Here is a 14283-nt window from a genome sequence, read left to right on the forward strand (position 1 = left end):
TGTTGCGGCCATACCCCCGTAGCGTTGCCCAATCGAGAAAGAGCACGGAAACGAACAATGACCACCACCCAGCAGGCCTACGGCGAAGACAATTTCGGGTTCAGCACCGAGCAGGTGCACGCCGGCGAGATCACCGGCGGCGACTTCGGAGCACGAATCACCCCGATCTACCTGACGGCCGGGTTCGTTTTCGACTCCTTCGACCACGCCCAGCAGCGCTTCGCGGGCGAAGACGGCGGACTGGTCTACACGCGCTACGCCAACCCGACGAATCAGGCCGTCGAGGCCAAGCTGACCGCGCTCGAACACGGAGTGGATTCGCTGCTCGTGGCCAGCGGACAGGCAGCGATCACCGTCGCCCTGCTCGGCATACTGAAGTCGGGTGACCACTTTCTCTCGACCCCGAGCCTCTACGAGGGCTCGAAAACGCTCTTTCGCGAGAACTTCGAGCGCTTCGGCATCGAGGTCGAGTTCGTCACCGACCCACACGACCTCGACGAGTGGAAGCGCCGCGTGCGCCCCAACACCCGCGCCATCTACGGCGAGACCATTCCGAACCCGAAAAACGACCTGATCGACATCGACCTCGTTGCCGGCTTCGCACGCGAACAGGGCCTGCCGTTCGTCATCGACAGCACGGCGTCGACGCCCTACCTCATCAGGCCCATCGAGCACGGCGCGAACATCGTCGTGCACTCGGCGAGCAAGTTCTTGAGCGGCCACGGCGCCTCGCTCGCGGGCGTCGTTGTCGACGGCGGAAACTTCGATTGGGCACGCTACCCCGAGAAGTTCCCGCAGTTCTCCACGCCGACAGACGGCGAGGGCAGCCCGACGCTGGTCGAGCGCTTCGGCGCCAAGGCCTACCTCGAGTACACCCGCAGCATCATCGCCGGCCGCCTCGGCCCCACACTCTCGCCGCTGAACGCCTTTCTGCTGCAGCAGGGGCTCGAGACCCTCTCGCTGCGGGTCGAACGGCACTGCCGCAACTCCCTCGCCGTCGCGACCTGGCTCGAGCAGCAGCCCGAGGTGCTCTCGGTCGACTACCCGGGACTAGCGTCGAATCCCTCGCACGCCATCGCGGTGAAACACTATCCTCGCGGCACCGGCTCGGTGTTCGGGTTCACGCTGCGCGGCGGTCTCGACGACGCTCGCACGGTCATCGACGCGGTCGAGTTGTTCAGCCGCATGTCGCACATGGGCGACGTTCGATCGCTCATTCTGCACCCCGGCACGACCTCCCACGCTCACCTCAGCGAGACGCAAAGACTCGAGCTGGGCATCCACCCCGGCCTCGTGCGCCTCTCGATCGGGCTCGAAGACGAAGCCGACCTCATCGACGACCTCGAGCGCGCCTTCGCCGCCCTTCGGCGCACGGATGCTCTGCTCGAGCGCGCGCAGTCCGTCCTCCCGACGCCCTCCGCCGCCGCCCCCGTGCGCACTCCCGTGGCTCCAGCTCCCACCCCGCAAAGCGCGTTCTGACGCCTCGCGTTCACGTGCGCTCCGTTTCGCGTTCGTGTGCGCGCAGTTTCGGGTGTCGAGTCAGCTCGCTTTGGCGCGCGCCTGTTCGAGGTCATACCGCATCTGCATCTTCAGCCACAGCTCGGCGGTGCCAATGTGGTTCGCTTCGAGGGTCAGCGCGAGCTTGGTGCTGATGCTCGCATGACCGTTGAGCACTCGCGAAAGCGCGGGGCGAGACATACCTAGCTTCAACGCCGCCTCCACGACGGTCAGCCCGAGCCCTTCTTCACCCAGCTGCTCGGCAAGCACTTCGCCCGGATGCGGCCTGTTGTGCATCGTCACATTCTCCTCTTCAGTGATAGTCCAAATAGTCCACGAGAATCACATCCTCGTCATCGAAAGCAAAGATCACCCGCCAGTTGCCATTCACCCTCACAGAGAACATTCCGGCCAGCTCTCCCTTCAACGGGTGAAGGTCGAAGGCAGGCAAGTCGGCACCGGCGGGTGTGGCCGCGTCATCGAGAGTCGCGAGAATCAATCGCAACCTTCTCGCATGCTGCGGCACGATTCCCTTTGCAGACCCTGTCGCGTAGAACACGGCAAGACCTTTGTGAGCAAAGCTCTTGATCACCTGACTACTGTAACGCGTAACGGCACGGAGTACCACCCCGTCGCGCGTTTGTCGGCAGACGAACGTCTTCAAGAATCACTTTTTCCTCCAGTCAGGCGCCAAGGCCCGATCCTTTCAGTTATTTGGGTATTCCTCATCTTATGATGCCGTGAAGGTGCCGACAGAATGGAGAAGCGGTTGGTTGATGCGCGTCAATTAACTCCTTATAGTTGACGCAGATCAATTAGGGAGCATAGTGGCGACAGACATCACCGAGACCGTGAACGAACCGGAACTCGCGGCTAAGACGAGGCGACAGGTTCTCGTGCCGCTGTCGGGACTGCTGCTGGGCATGTTCGTCGCGCTGCTGGCCAGCACGGTCGTCTCGAGTTCGCTGCCGAAGATCATCGGCGACCTCGGCGGAACGCAGTCGGGTTACACCTGGGTGGTCACGGCCACGCTGCTCGCCACGACGGTGAGCACGCCGATCTGGGGCAAGCTCGCCGACCTGACGAACCGCAAGCTGCTCATTCAGCTCTCGCTGGTCATCTTCGTCGTCGGTTCGGGGCTCGCGGGCCTCTCGCAGAGCACGGAGATGCTCATCTTCTTCCGCGTGCTGCAGGGTCTGGGCGCCGGCGGTCTGACCGCTCTCGTTCAAGTGGTGATGGCCGACATCATCCCGCCCCGTGAGCGCGGGCGCTACATGGGCCTGCTCGGTGCGGTGATGGCCGTCGCAACAGTCGGCGGTCCGCTGCTGGGCGGCGTGATCACCGACTCGGCCGGCTGGCGGTGGAACTTCTACATCTCGGTGCCCTTCGCGGTCGTGGCGATCATCCTGCTGCAGAAAACGCTGCACCTGCCGACCGTGCGCCGCAAGGTGACCATCGACTACCTCGGCGCTGTGCTCATCGCCGGGGGCGTCTCGTTGTTGCTGATCTGGATCACCTTGGCCGGCAACAACTTCGAGTGGGGCTCGGTCACGAGCATCGCCATGGTGGCCGGAGCGGTGGTGCTGCTCGCCGCGGCCGTGGTCGTCGAACTCAAGGTCAAAGAGCCGATCATCCCGATGACCCTGTTCAAGAACCGCACTTTCTACCTCGCCGTCATCGCCAGCATCTCTGTGGGCGTCGCCATGTTCGGCACCTCGGTCTTTCTCAGCCAGTACATGCAGCTCGCCCGCGGCAAGACGCCGACCGAGTCGGGTCTGCTCACCATTCCCATGATCGGTGGCGTGCTGGTTTCGTCGGTCATCATCGGTCAGGTCATCAGCCGCACCGGCAAGTGGAAGCGCTACATGGTGGCGGGCTCGATTCTGCTCACCATCGGTCTCGCCCTCATGGGCACGATCCGTTACGACACGAGCTTCGTTTTGGTGGGCGTCTACATGTTCGTAATGGGAGCCGGCGTCGGCATGGTGATGCAGAACCTCGTTCTCATCGTACAGAACGCAGTGGATGCCCGGCAGATCGGCACCGCAAGCGCCTCCGTCGCGTTCTTCCGCAGCCTCGGCGGCACCATCGGAGTGTCGGTGATGGGCGCGGTGCTCGGTTCGCGCATCACCACGCTCGTGACCCAGGGGTTGGCGAACATCGGAATCGACCCCTCCCAGCTGGGCAGCAGCGGAAGCATCCCCGAGCTCAGCACGCTGCCCGCGCCGATTCGAACGGTTGTCGAGTCGGCGTACGGCGAGGGCATCGGAGATGTCTTCTTGCTCGCTGTTCCGCTGGCGCTCATCTCGATCGTCGCCATCGCCTTTCTGCCCAACCTGAAGCTCGGCAACAAGACTTCGGTCGAACAGCTCGCCGAGCAAGAGTCGGTCGCCGAGATGCTCATCGCGGCGAGCGGGGCCGAGGTCGCCGGCGACACCACGAGCGAGGCGCTGCTCGACGAGTACGACACTGCACCGACATCCGCTTCGCCGCAGACAGCAGGAGGCGCGTCAGCTGCCGGTGCCGCTGCCGCTGCACCCGACTCCCGACGAGCCGCGCGAGCAGCGGAAGCGACGGGCGGCAGTCAGGAACGTTCCTGATGCTGGCGCCTACGATGGGGGTCGTGGAGCCGAAAATACGCAGCGAGGCCATCGGTTCGATCGAAGACGCCATCGGCCGACTCATCCGAACCGTACGCACGAATCTGAGCGACAACGCTTCGGCGTTCGCGCCGGGCTTGACACCGAGCGCGTATTCGATCATGAGCGTCATCGATCGGATGCATCCCGTCACTCCGGCGGCGATCATCGAGGCCACCCGTATCGACAAGAGTCTGGTGAGCCGCCAGCTGAGAATCCTGAAAGACGGCGGCTTCATCACCAGTGCGCCCGATCCGCACGACCGCCGAGCAGATCTCTTCTCGCCGACACCCGACGCTGGTGCTCGATTCGCCGAGATCCGGTCGCAGAACCGGGCACGGTTCGCCAGCGGATTCGATAGCTGGAGCGAAGACGAGCTCACCACCTTCGCGACCCTGCTCGACAAGTTCATGGGCAGGGCGGAGAACTGATGGTGACCGCACCCGCAGCCCCTGCTTCTGGCGAGAGAGCCGTCGACGATCTGGCCCCCGCGCCGCCCTCGTTGCGGGAGCGAAAGAAGCGCGAGACTCGGCTCGCCATTCACGAATCCGCCTTGCGTCTGGTGGCCGAAAACGGCGTCGAGGGGGCGTCTGTCGACGCCATCTGCTCAGAAGCCGGCGTCTCGGGCCGCACGTTCTTCAACTATTACCCGTCGAAGTTCGCCGCCATCGTGGGCATCGGCGCCGTGCAGATCAGCGACGCCCAGCGCGCGGAGTTCTTACGCGGTGCCGGCGAAAAGAATCTGATGCGTGACCTCTGCCGGTTGATGGCTCAGCTGAGCGAGAGCAGCGGCGACCTGGCTGGAGAGTCGCGCGACAATGCTCGCGCCGACCGCCAGACGCTGCGTGAACTGCTCACCCGCAGGCCCGAGCTCGTGCCCGGGTTGTTCACCATGATGCTCGATCTGCGCCACCAGTTCATCGAACTCGCCACACTTCGAACCAGCCCCGACCGCGCCCGGTTCGCCACCTCGTTGCTCATGGCGGCGCTCATCTGCTCGCTCGACACCCCGCTCGACCCTCGCGTCGACAACCTCGAGCACTGGCTCTTCGATGCCGTGCACACCATGCAGGGCATCGACAACTCCTGACAGCGACCTCTTCGGACGAGAGGAGCCGCCGCGGCGGTCGCTTTCGTCCGAATCGGTCGCTCTCGCGGGCGGCGCGGCGCGTGGTGCGCGGGCGGCGCGGGGGCGGGGGCGGGGCGGGTCAGAGGGACTGCAGGATGACCGCGGAACCCTGTCCGCCGCCGCCGCAGATGCCGGCGGCACCCACCGAGCCGGATCCGAGAGCGGCGAGCCGCCGGGCAAGGTGACCCACGATGCGCGTACCGGAGGCTCCGATGGGGTGACCCAGGGCGATAGCGCCGCCATGGGCGTTCACAATGGATTCGTCGACCCCGAGCATCCGCGTCGATTGAACCGAAACGGCGGCGAACGCCTCGTTGATCTCGACCGCCGTCAGGTCAGACGTTTCGAATGACGTCTTCGCCAGCGCGGCCGTGATGGCATTCGCGGGCTGCGCGTGCAACGTCACGTCGGGGCCCGCGACAAACGCGTGGGCCAGCACGCGCGCGATCGGCGTGACACCGAGGCGTTCGGCTGCCGCCTCGCTCATCAGCACGATGGCGGCGGCGCCGTCGGTGATCTGCGACGAGCTGCCGGCGGTGATGGTTCCCGATGCGCCGAACGCCGGCCGCAGACCGGCAAGCGATTCGGGCGTCGTGTCGGCGCGCAGCCCGTCGTCGGCCGATACCGTGGTGGTGCCCTTGCGTCCGACGATCTCGAACGGAGCGATCTCGCCGGCGAGAAACTCGGTACTGGCCGCGAGAGTCTGGTGGGAGCGTGCCGCCCAGGCGTCTTGGTCGGCACGGGTGATCGCAAGGCCCTCGTTGCGCTCTTCGGTCGAGAGGCCCATCGAGCGCTTCTCGAAGGCGTCGGTGAGCCCGTCGTGCTCCATGGTGTCGATGAACTCGATCGCACCGTACTTCTGGCCCGCGCGCGAGCCCGACCAGGCGTGCGGGGCGAGCGTCATCGACTCCTGGCCTGCCGCGACGACCACATCCGCCTCCCCCGCGTTGATGAGACGCACGGCGTTGACCACGGCCTCCATGCCTGAGAGGCACACGGCGTTGAGGGTGATGGCCGGTACGGTCAGCGGGATGCCCGCGCCCACGGCCGACTGACGCGCCGGGTTCTGGCCCGCCCCGCCTTGCAGGACCTGCCCGGCGAACACCATCTGCACAGCCGAGGCCTCGACCCCGGCCGCGGCGAGCGCCGCCCGGATGGCGTGGGCACCCAGCTCGGTCGCCGGAATCGACGCGAACACGCCGTTGAACTTCACGAACGGCGTGCGTGCGTAGCCCACGATGACGGCGGTCATCGGGCCACCGCCGGTGCGACGCCGGTGTTCGAGTCGGCTGCAAAACGGGCATCCATACCGCCCGCCGGGCCCGAAACCCCGACCTCACCGTCGAGCTCGACCGTGAACGGCGCGCCCGTCTTCTGCTCGAGCTCGTCGAGAGTGACACCGGGCGCAACGGCACGCAACACGAGACCGTTGGGGGTCACGTCGAACACCGCGAGGTCGCTGATGATGCGCTGCACCACCTTGGCGCCGGTGAGCGGCAGGTCGCACTTCGCGACGATCTTGGCTGAGCCGTCTTTGGCGTTGTGCTCGGTGATCACAATCACGCGGGGAGTTCCGGCGACGAGATCCATCGCGCCGCCCATGCCCTTCACGAGCTTGCCCGGAATGGTCCAGTTGGCGAGGTCGCCGTTGGCCGCGACCTGCAGGGCACCGAGAATGGCGATCTGTACGTGGCCACCGCGAATCATCGAGAACGAGGTGGCCGAGTCGAAGAAGCTGCCACCATCGACGAGGGTCACCGTCTGCTTGCCGGCGTTCACGAGGTCGGCGTCTTCTTCGCCTTCGAACGGAAACGGACCCATGCCGAGCAGACCGTTCTCGCTCTGCAGGGTGACGGTCACGCCGTCGGGGAGGTGGTTGGCGACCATCGTCGGAATGCCGATTCCGAGGTTGACGTATTCGCCGTCGTGCAGCTCTTGGGCGGCGATTGCCGCCATCTCATCGCGTGACCACGCCATGGTTTTGCTCTCTTTCGTTGTCGTTCGCGGGGAAGGTGCGCGGGTCGGCTGCGTGTCAGCCGGCGACCGCGACGCGCGGTCTGACGGTTCGCTGTTCGATCTCTTTGACCCGGTCGGTGGCCTGCACCAGGCGCTGAACGAAGATGCCCGGGGTGACGATGATGTTCGGGTCGATCCATCCGCCGTGCACGATCTCTTCGGCCTCAGCGATGGTCACCCGGCCCGCGGTTGCGACGTTCGGGTTGAAGTTGCGGGCCGCGTGGCGGTAGATCAGATTGCCGGATTCGTCGGCCCGGTACGCATGCACGAGGGCGATGTCGGCGACGATGCCGCGCTCGAGCACATACGTCTCCCCGTCGAACTCGTGCAGCTCTTTGCCCTCGGCCACGGGGGTGCCGACGCCCGTCTTCGTATAGAACCCGGCGATGCCCGCCCCGCCCGCCCGAAGGCGTTCGGCGAGCGTGCCCTGCGGCACGAACTCCACGTCGAGTTCGCCGCTGAGGTACTGCTGGGCGAACAGCTTGTTCTCGCCGACGTACGAGGCGAGCACCTTGCTCACCTGGTGGTTCTCGAGCAGAATGCCCAAGCCCTTTCCGTCGACGCCCATGTTGTTCGACACGATGGTGAGCCCGGTCGCGCCGCTGTCACGCACCGCTTCGATCAGGTCGTAGGGGTTTCCGCTCAGGCCGAAACCCCCGACCGCGATCGTCGCACCGTCGTGAATGACGTCGCGCACGGCATCCGCTGCGCTCTGCCAGATCTGCGTCATCTGCACTCCTTCGTGTGTGGCCCGAACAGCTGCCCAGAAAGTGGGCAGCCCTCGATGCTCTCGTGAACATACGCGCGCGCAGTCACGCCGGTCAACGGATGCCCGCCCAAGTGTTTGCAGTGTGGGCGAACTTCGAGGCACCGTCCGTAATATGGACACATCGAGGACATATCTGAGCCCGCCGAAGGAGATCACCGATGGCCCAAGCACTGCAAGGAGCTCAGATGATCGCGCGCGCCGGGCTCGTTCTGCGTGCCGTCAGCGCGCGTATGCCCGACGGAGTCTCCACGGCCGACGTGGCTCGCGACACGGCGCTTGCTCGCCCGACGGCTCATCGGCTGCTCGCTTCGCTGGCGGCCGAAGGGTTTCTCGACCTCGACAGCGCTCGGGGTCGCTGGTTTCTCGGCCCAGAACTGTTTCTGATGGGATCGCTCGCGGCCGAGCGCTATGACATGACCGACCTCGCGCGTGACAGCGTGGAACTCTTGGCACGCGAGACCGGCGAGAGCGCCTTTCTTTCGGCCCGCCGCGGATACGAAACCGTGTGCGTGACGCGGGTCGAGGGCAGTTTTCCCGTGCGATCGCACGTGCTGTACGAAGGCGTTCGGTTTCCGCTGGGCGTGGCATCCGCAGGCCTGGCGATCGTGTCGTTCTTGTCGCCGGCCGAGATCGACACCTATCTTGCGGGCGACCCGCTCGTCGAGCGCTGGGGCGAACCGCACTCGGCAGCCGCGCTGCGCAAGCGGATCGCCGAGACGCGCTCCCTCGGTTACGCCGTCAACCCGGCCTTGATCGTCGAGGGCAGCTGGGGCATGGGCGCCGCCATCTTCGACGACTCCGGCCGCCCGATCTGGGCGCTCAGCCTCACCGGCATCGAATCCCGTTTCGCCGCCCACCGCCGCCCCCAGCTCGGCAAGCTCCTGCTCGAGCAGGCCCACCTCGTGACCCGCCGCCTCACCACCCGCGCCGTCTCCTTCACCCCGCCCCGCCGCTAGGCCCCTCGTCTCACACACTTCCCCAACGTTGATGAGGCCGTTATGGCGCGAGTGAGGCGCCTATAGCGACCTCAAGATGGGCGTAACGGCCTCACCTTCGCGCGTGCCGCTCCTCGTTGTTCAGAGGCCGCGGGCCATGAACGAGGCGACGAGTTCGCCGATGAGCACGGCGGTAGCGGCGGGGCCGCGCAGGGGGGCCGTGGGCAAGATGGAGGTGTCGGCGACACGCAATCCCGTGACGCCGTAGACGCGGCCGTACTGGTCGACGACCGCGAGGGGGTCGGATTCCGCACCCATCTTCGCGCTGCTGCACAGGTGGATCGCGGTGCCGAGGTGCCCGAGCATCCACTCGTTCAGCCGTGCGTCGTCGTCGAGCAGGGCCGAATCGAGTTCGGTGAGCGAGCGAAAGACGTGCGAGAACGGCCGCGAGCGCAGCAGGGCGACGGCCGTGCGCACGCCTTCGCGCATGCGGGTGAGGTCGTCGTCGGTCGAGAGGTAGTTGTAGTCGATGCGCGGAGAGACGGCCGGGTCTGCCGAGACGAGGGAGATCGAACCGCGCGACGTCTCGTCTTGCACCGCGACCAGCAGCGCGAGGTCGTTGCGGTGCGCGAACTGTGACGCGAATCGGCGCAAAGAGACACCGCGCATGGCCCGCGCAGACCGCAGCGGGTGCCGCAGAAAGCCGCGCGCGCCCGAGAGAACCGCCCACGAGCTGCCGGTGAGCAAGAACCCGGTCGGCTTGATCATCGGCAAGATCTCGATGTCACCTCCGCTCGCCCCGGCACCGGCCGCGCCAGTCCCGGCCGCCTGAAAGTTGAGGCAGTCGGCGAGCGACTGGCTGGTGCGGTAGTCGACCACACCCCGCCGAGGCTGCCAGCCCACCGAGACCTCCGGATGATCGCAGAACTCCGCCCCGACCCCGGCCCTGTCGGCGACCACCGTGATGCCGAAATCGTCGAGTTGCGCACGCGGCCCGATGCCCGACAGCAGCAGCAGGTGGGGAGATTTCACGCCACCGGCGCTCAACACGATCTCGCGCCCCCGAATCACGCGAACGGATGCGCCCTGCTCGACCTCCACCCCCACCGCCCGAGTGCCCTCGAAGACCACCCGCCGCACGAACGAGTCGCCCTGCACCGTGAGGTTCGGGCGCCCGAACACCGGTTCGATGTAGGCGATGCCGGTGTTGCGCCGCACCCCGTCGATGACGTTCATCGGCACAGGGCCGTACCCGGGCATCCCCTGATCGTTCTTGTCGGGCTCGCCGCGAAACCCCAACTCTGCGGTTGCTGCCGCGAACGCACGCGTCGCCGGGTTGCTCTGATCGGGGCGGCGAATCGCCATCGGGCCCGCGTCGCCGTGCACGGCTGTGGCGCCGTAGTCGAGGTCGTTTTCGAGTTTCTGGTAGAACGGCAGAACCTTCTCGTACGCCCACTCGTCGTTGCCGCCGGCGCTCCAGCGCTCGAAGTCTTCGCGCCGAGCCCTGATGAAATAACCGCCGTTCACGCTCGACGACCCGCCGAGAATCTTGCCGCGCGCAATGGAGTACGGCAGCTTCGGGGTGAGAAACCCGGTGAACGACCAGTTGTTCGCGTGCCCCGGCATGGCACCCTCGACGGTTCCCCCATCGAGCAACGAGGGGGGAAAGTCGCTCGCCGTACGCGGCACCGGGCCCGCCTCGAGCAGCAGCACCGATCGGCCCGCGTCTTCGCTCAGGCGGGCGGCCAGCGGAGCGCCCGCAGCGCCCGCGCCGACGACGATGACGTCGTAGACCGCGGGCCCATCACTCATCGAACGACGCGACGCGCTTCGAGACGAACGCCACGGCGATGGCTTCGTACGATTTCTCCATCAGCTCGTCGAGCTGGGACTCGTCGTCTCGCAGCCACGCCTCGTAGGCAGCGAGAGACGCGCCCAGAAGCGCCCAGCCGATGGCCTGCGGAGTGAGGTCGTCGGGGGCGAGCCCCATTCGGGCCGCGGCGTATTCGGCGATCACGTGTCGCCAGGCCTCATAGCGCAGCGCCGCGTGCGCCACAAGGGTCGGCACCGTCAGCAAGAGCGTCATGCGCCGACGGTGGTAGGCGACCTCGTCGTACGGCAGGTGGTTGAAGTGGATGACGGCCATTCGTAACGCGTCGATCAGCGCCACGTCATTCGGAATCTGGTCGAGATAACGACGCATCTGCTCGAGTTGCGACTCGAAGTCGCCCCATGGCACATCGTTCTTCGACACGAAATACCGAAAGAACGTGCGCCGCCCGATTCCGGCCGCTACCGCGATGTCGTCGACCGTCACCGACTCGAATCCGCGCTCGATGAAGAGGGTGAGTGCAACGTGGCTGATCTCCGCCTGCGATGTCGACGGCTGCCGCCCCGAGCGCGGCTTGACGACCACTGACTCTGAGCCCGACGACGACATGTTCTCTCCCCGGCCACCTTGTCGGCCTTCCCTCTTATTATCGCTCTTATCGAGATTGCTCTTCCATTCGGCACTCGGTGCCAGTACAGTGATTTTTGTCACAGCTAGACGCCCAATGAAGTCCGTTCGACATGAGGAGAATCCCATGAACAGCAGTGAAGCCGTAACAGCCGAACCCACCACCGAGACGGTCGACGAAGTCATCGAGTCTGATTCGCTGGTCGAAGAGGTCTCGATCGACGGTATGTGCGGCGTCTACTAAGCCGTTCACCGTGCCCCCCGTACTCGCAGTGTCTATCGATTTAGACAGCGCGTGGGATCTGCATCCGCAGGTCTCGGTCAGGCCCGAACCATTCGGCGCCTTGCTGTACCACTTCGGTACCCGCAAACTGTCGTTCCTGAAAGACCGCACGCTGTTGGCGGTCGTTCAGTCTCTGGCCGACTCGCCTTCTGTGCGTGCGGCCTGTGTCACTGCCGGCGTCTCTGACGCCGACCTGCCCAAATATGCACGGGCGCTCGACACGCTCGTCATCTCGTCAATGGTTATCCAAAGACCGGTCGTTGAACCACCGGTCGCCGAAAGGGCCTCATGACAATCCTGGATGCACGTCCCGAAGCACAGGTGGGCACGAAGCAGTCTTTCGGCCGCACCCCCGCGCCCGCCTCGGCAGACACGCCGAAGCCCGGTCGTCTCGTCGACCTCTTCGAATACGGCCTGGACTCCCCGATCTGCCTCACCTGGGAGCTCACCTACGCGTGCAATCTCTCGTGCTCGCACTGCCTGTCGAGCTCTGGCCGTCGTGATCCGCGCGAGCTGACCACCGAAGAGGCGAAGGGTGTCATCGACGAGTTCGAGCGCATGCAGGTGTTCTACGTGAACATCGGTGGCGGCGAGCCCACCATTCGGCCCGACTTCTGGGAACTCGTCGACTACGCCTCCGAACACCATGTCGGCGTCAAGTTCTCGACGAACGGCGTGAAGATCAGCCCCGAGATCGCCCAGCGCCTCGTGAACAGCGACTACGTCGACGTGCAGATCTCTCTCGACGGCGCGACCGCCGACGTCAACGACTACGTACGCGGCCCCGGCTCGTACGACACCGCGATGCGGGCGATGCAGAACCTGTACGACGCGGGCTTCGAGAACTTCAAGATCTCGGTCGTCTGCACCCGGCAGAACATTCCCCAGCTCGACGAGTTCAAGGCCATCGCCGACAAGTACAAGGCGCAGCTGCGCCTCACGCGGCTGCGTCCATCCGGTCGCGGCGCCGACGTGTGGGACGACCTGCACCCCCTGCCCGAGCAGCAGAAAGAGCTCTACAACTGGCTCGTCGCGCACGGCGAAGGCGTGCTCACCGGTGACTCGTTCTTCCACCTCTCCGCCTACGGTGACGCCCTGCCGGGTCTGAACCTCTGCGGCGCCGGTCGCGTCGTGTGCCTCATCGACCCCGTTGGCGATGTGTACGCCTGCCCGTTCGCGATTCACGAAGAGTTTCTCGCCGGCAACGTGCGCTCCGAAGGCGGATTCCAAGAGGTCTGGCGCAACTCCGAACTCTTCGCGCGGCTGCGCAACCCGCAGACCGGCGGTGCGTGCACCTCGTGCTCGTTCTTCGACTCCTGCCGCGGCGGCTGCATGGCCGCCAAGTTCTTCACCGGGCTGCCGCTCGACGGGCCCGACCCGGAGTGCGTGCGCGGCTTCGGCGAAGACGCGCTTACCAAGCGCAAGGAGATCGACAGCATCCCGAAGCCCGACGGCGACCACTCGCACAGCACCGTTCGCGGCCCACGCCGAGACGGCAAGCCCGTCACGAAGTCGCGGCCCGTCAACCTCACCCTCTCGCTGCGGCGCCCCGAAGCGCCACCGGTCAGCGCCTGCGAAATCGACCCCCTCGCCGGATTCCGGCCGTAAGAAGACATGTCTGAACTCGAATCCGTCGACGAACTCGCCCCGATCGACGTCTCTGCAACGCGCGCCCGAGTCGCCGCGCACCTCGTCGGCCGCGAGCGTGAACTCGAGTTGACGCTCGCTGCCGTCGCCGCGGGTCGTGACATCGTGCTCGAAGGCCCACCCGGCACGAGCAAGACCACGATGCTCAAGGCCATCACCGAAGAGTGGGGCATTCCGCTGCTCTTCGTCGAGGGCAACGCCGACCTGACACCCGCGAAGCTCGTCGGGCACCACAACCCCGCCCGAGTGCTGCGCGAAGACTACAACGCCGACAACTTCGTCGCCGGCCCGCTCGTCGAGGCCATGCGAGACGGCGGATTCCTCTACATCGAAGAGTTCAACCGCGCCCCCGAAGACACGCTGAACACCTTGCTGACCGCCATGGCCGACCGCGCGATTGCCATTCCGCGCGTCGGCACCGTCATCGCCAAGCCGACATTCCGCGTCATCGCGTCGATGAACCCCTACGACAACGTCGGAACGACCCGCCTCTCGACCAGCGTGCACGACCGGCTCAACCGACTGGCGGTCGACTACCAAGACGCGGCTGCCGAAGAGGGAATCGTGCGCCTTCGCACCGGTGCGAGCGGCCCGCTCGCCGACCGGCTCATTCCCGACGCCGTCGCCGTGACGCGCATGACCCGTGAACATCAGGATGTTCGGCAGGGCTCGAGCGTACGAGGAGCCATCGACTGCGTGCTGGTCGGGCTGCAGCTCGCCGAACTGCGCGGCATTGTCGACCCGACCGACGAGCGCTACACCGAACTCGTCTACGACGCGATGATTCTGTCGCTCTCCGGGCGCATCCATCTCGACGAGTCGGTCGAGCTGACGCCCGAAGCTGTGCTGCGCGAGATTTGGGAAGACCACTTCATTCTGCTTCCCGCCGCAGCCGATCCCGGCTGAAGAG

The 14283-nt window shown here is 65.9% G+C and carries 16 protein-coding genes; 9 read left to right on the forward strand and 7 right to left on the reverse strand.

Translation table 11 applies throughout. The features are described from left to right. Positions 1–57: 57 nt before the first annotated feature. On the forward strand, positions 58–1479 hold the full coding sequence (locus tag LQ955_RS14915) for an O-acetylhomoserine aminocarboxypropyltransferase/cysteine synthase family protein (RefSeq protein ID WP_231025289.1): 1422 nt from the start codon (positions 58–60) through the stop codon (positions 1477–1479). Positions 1480–1539: 60 nt separating this feature from the next. Here the strand turns inward: LQ955_RS14915 and LQ955_RS14920 are convergent, their stop codons facing one another. Beyond that, complete coding sequence (locus LQ955_RS14920) at positions 1540–1794, reverse strand: HigA family addiction module antitoxin (RefSeq protein WP_231025290.1); 255 nt, start codon at positions 1792–1794, stop codon at positions 1540–1542. 16 nt (positions 1795–1810) lie between these two features. Continuing rightward, positions 1811–2089: a type II toxin-antitoxin system RelE/ParE family toxin gene (locus tag LQ955_RS14925; protein WP_231025291.1), complete on the reverse strand. Its 279-nt coding sequence runs from the start codon at positions 2087–2089 to the stop codon at positions 1811–1813. A 235-nt stretch (positions 2090–2324) separates the two neighbouring features. Here LQ955_RS14925 and LQ955_RS14930 point away from each other — a divergent pair, with 235 nt between their 5' ends. The 3 genes from LQ955_RS14930 to LQ955_RS14940 are packed head-to-tail and all read left to right on the forward strand — an operon-like array spanning position 2325 to position 5226. Beyond that, a complete protein-coding gene (locus LQ955_RS14930) occupies positions 2325–4097 on the forward strand; it encodes an MDR family MFS transporter (protein ID WP_255713618.1) in 1773 nt (590 codons plus the stop codon). Between the two features lie 23 nt (positions 4098–4120). Next, positions 4121–4567 (forward strand): MarR family winged helix-turn-helix transcriptional regulator, encoded by a 447-nt coding sequence (locus LQ955_RS14935; RefSeq protein ID WP_231025292.1) that lies wholly within the window; start codon positions 4121–4123, stop codon positions 4565–4567. Further along, positions 4567–5226 carry a TetR/AcrR family transcriptional regulator gene (locus LQ955_RS14940; protein ID WP_231025293.1) on the forward strand — a complete coding sequence of 220 codons (660 nt, stop codon included), beginning with the start codon at positions 4567–4569 and terminating at the stop codon, positions 5224–5226. The genes LQ955_RS14935 and LQ955_RS14940 overlap by 1 nt, the downstream gene beginning before the upstream one ends. 118 nt (positions 5227–5344) lie before the next feature. Here the strand turns inward: LQ955_RS14940 and LQ955_RS14945 are convergent, their stop codons facing one another. Genes LQ955_RS14945 through LQ955_RS14955 form a run of 3 tightly spaced genes read right to left on the reverse strand, consistent with a single transcriptional unit; the run spans position 5345 to position 8011 of the window. After that, on the reverse strand, positions 5345–6517 hold the full coding sequence (locus tag LQ955_RS14945) for an acetyl-CoA C-acyltransferase (RefSeq protein WP_231025294.1): 1173 nt from the start codon (positions 6515–6517) through the stop codon (positions 5345–5347). Continuing rightward, complete coding sequence (locus tag LQ955_RS14950; RefSeq protein ID WP_231025295.1) at positions 6514–7242, reverse strand: CoA transferase subunit B; 729 nt, start codon at positions 7240–7242, stop codon at positions 6514–6516. The genes LQ955_RS14945 and LQ955_RS14950 overlap by 4 nt, the downstream gene beginning before the upstream one ends. Positions 7243–7297: 55 nt before the next feature. After that, positions 7298–8011 carry a CoA transferase subunit A gene (locus tag LQ955_RS14955; RefSeq protein WP_231025296.1) on the reverse strand — a complete coding sequence of 238 codons (714 nt, stop codon included), beginning with the start codon at positions 8009–8011 and terminating at the stop codon, positions 7298–7300. Positions 8012–8208: 197 nt separating this feature from the next. Here LQ955_RS14955 and LQ955_RS14960 point away from each other — a divergent pair, with 197 nt between their 5' ends. Then, positions 8209–9006 carry an IclR family transcriptional regulator gene (locus LQ955_RS14960; protein WP_231025297.1) on the forward strand — a complete coding sequence of 266 codons (798 nt, stop codon included), beginning with the start codon at positions 8209–8211 and terminating at the stop codon, positions 9004–9006. A 120-nt stretch (positions 9007–9126) separates the two neighbouring features. On the opposite strand, the gene LQ955_RS14965 is transcribed toward LQ955_RS14960, so the two are convergent. Next, the gene (locus LQ955_RS14965; protein WP_231025298.1) at positions 9127–10797 is read right to left on the reverse strand and encodes a GMC family oxidoreductase N-terminal domain-containing protein; all 1671 of its coding nucleotides are present in this window, start codon (positions 10795–10797) and stop codon (positions 9127–9129) included. Further along, the gene (mftR, locus tag LQ955_RS14970) at positions 10790–11425 is read right to left on the reverse strand and encodes a mycofactocin system transcriptional regulator (protein WP_231025299.1); all 636 of its coding nucleotides are present in this window, start codon (positions 11423–11425) and stop codon (positions 10790–10792) included. Before mftR ends, LQ955_RS14965 begins: the two co-directional genes overlap by 8 nt. Before the next feature lie 145 nt (positions 11426–11570). Here mftR and mftA point away from each other — a divergent pair, with 145 nt between their 5' ends. From mftA to LQ955_RS14990, 4 genes are read left to right on the forward strand one after another with little or no spacing between them, the layout of a single operon-like run. Continuing rightward, positions 11571–11687 (forward strand): mycofactocin precursor MftA, encoded by a 117-nt coding sequence (mftA, locus tag LQ955_RS14975; protein ID WP_231025300.1) that lies wholly within the window; start codon positions 11571–11573, stop codon positions 11685–11687. A 28-nt stretch (positions 11688–11715) separates the two neighbouring features. Then, positions 11716–12018 carry a mycofactocin biosynthesis chaperone MftB gene (mftB, locus tag LQ955_RS14980; RefSeq protein WP_231025301.1) on the forward strand — a complete coding sequence of 101 codons (303 nt, stop codon included), beginning with the start codon at positions 11716–11718 and terminating at the stop codon, positions 12016–12018. After that, complete coding sequence (gene mftC / locus LQ955_RS14985) at positions 12015–13334, forward strand: mycofactocin radical SAM maturase (RefSeq protein WP_231025302.1); 1320 nt, start codon at positions 12015–12017, stop codon at positions 13332–13334. The genes mftB and mftC overlap by 4 nt, the downstream gene beginning before the upstream one ends. 6 nt (positions 13335–13340) lie before the next feature. Then, positions 13341–14279 (forward strand): AAA family ATPase, encoded by a 939-nt coding sequence (locus tag LQ955_RS14990; RefSeq protein WP_231025303.1) that lies wholly within the window; start codon positions 13341–13343, stop codon positions 14277–14279. Positions 14280–14283 lie beyond the last annotated feature (4 nt).

Source organism: Subtercola endophyticus (genome assembly GCF_021044565.1).
Lineage (GTDB): Bacteria > Actinomycetota > Actinomycetes > Actinomycetales > Microbacteriaceae > Subtercola > Subtercola endophyticus.

Bases quoted from the DNA above. Each gene is read 5' to 3' on its own strand.
- LQ955_RS14915 (WP_231025289.1), top strand. From the start codon at position 58: ATGACCACCACCCAGCAGGCCTACGGCGAAGACAATTTCGGGTTCAGC.
- LQ955_RS14920 (WP_231025290.1), bottom strand. From the start codon at position 1,794: ATGCACAACAGGCCGCATCCGGGCGAAGTGCTTGCCGAGCAGCTGGGT.
- LQ955_RS14940 (WP_231025293.1), top strand. From the start codon at position 4,567: ATGGTGACCGCACCCGCAGCCCCTGCTTCTGGCGAGAGAGCCGTCGAC.
- LQ955_RS14945 (WP_231025294.1), bottom strand. From the start codon at position 6,517: ATGACCGCCGTCATCGTGGGCTACGCACGCACGCCGTTCGTGAAGTTC.
- LQ955_RS14950 (WP_231025295.1), bottom strand. From the start codon at position 7,242: ATGGCGTGGTCACGCGATGAGATGGCGGCAATCGCCGCCCAAGAGCTG.
- LQ955_RS14955 (WP_231025296.1), bottom strand. From the start codon at position 8,011: ATGACGCAGATCTGGCAGAGCGCAGCGGATGCCGTGCGCGACGTCATT.
- LQ955_RS14960 (WP_231025297.1), top strand. From the start codon at position 8,209: ATGGCCCAAGCACTGCAAGGAGCTCAGATGATCGCGCGCGCCGGGCTC.
- LQ955_RS14965 (WP_231025298.1), bottom strand. From the start codon at position 10,797: ATGAGTGATGGGCCCGCGGTCTACGACGTCATCGTCGTCGGCGCGGGC.
- mftR (WP_231025299.1), bottom strand. From the start codon at position 11,425: ATGTCGTCGTCGGGCTCAGAGTCAGTGGTCGTCAAGCCGCGCTCGGGG.
- mftA (WP_231025300.1), top strand. From the start codon at position 11,571: ATGAACAGCAGTGAAGCCGTAACAGCCGAACCCACCACCGAGACGGTC.
- mftC (WP_231025302.1), top strand. From the start codon at position 12,015: ATGACAATCCTGGATGCACGTCCCGAAGCACAGGTGGGCACGAAGCAG.
- LQ955_RS14990 (WP_231025303.1), top strand. From the start codon at position 13,341: ATGTCTGAACTCGAATCCGTCGACGAACTCGCCCCGATCGACGTCTCT.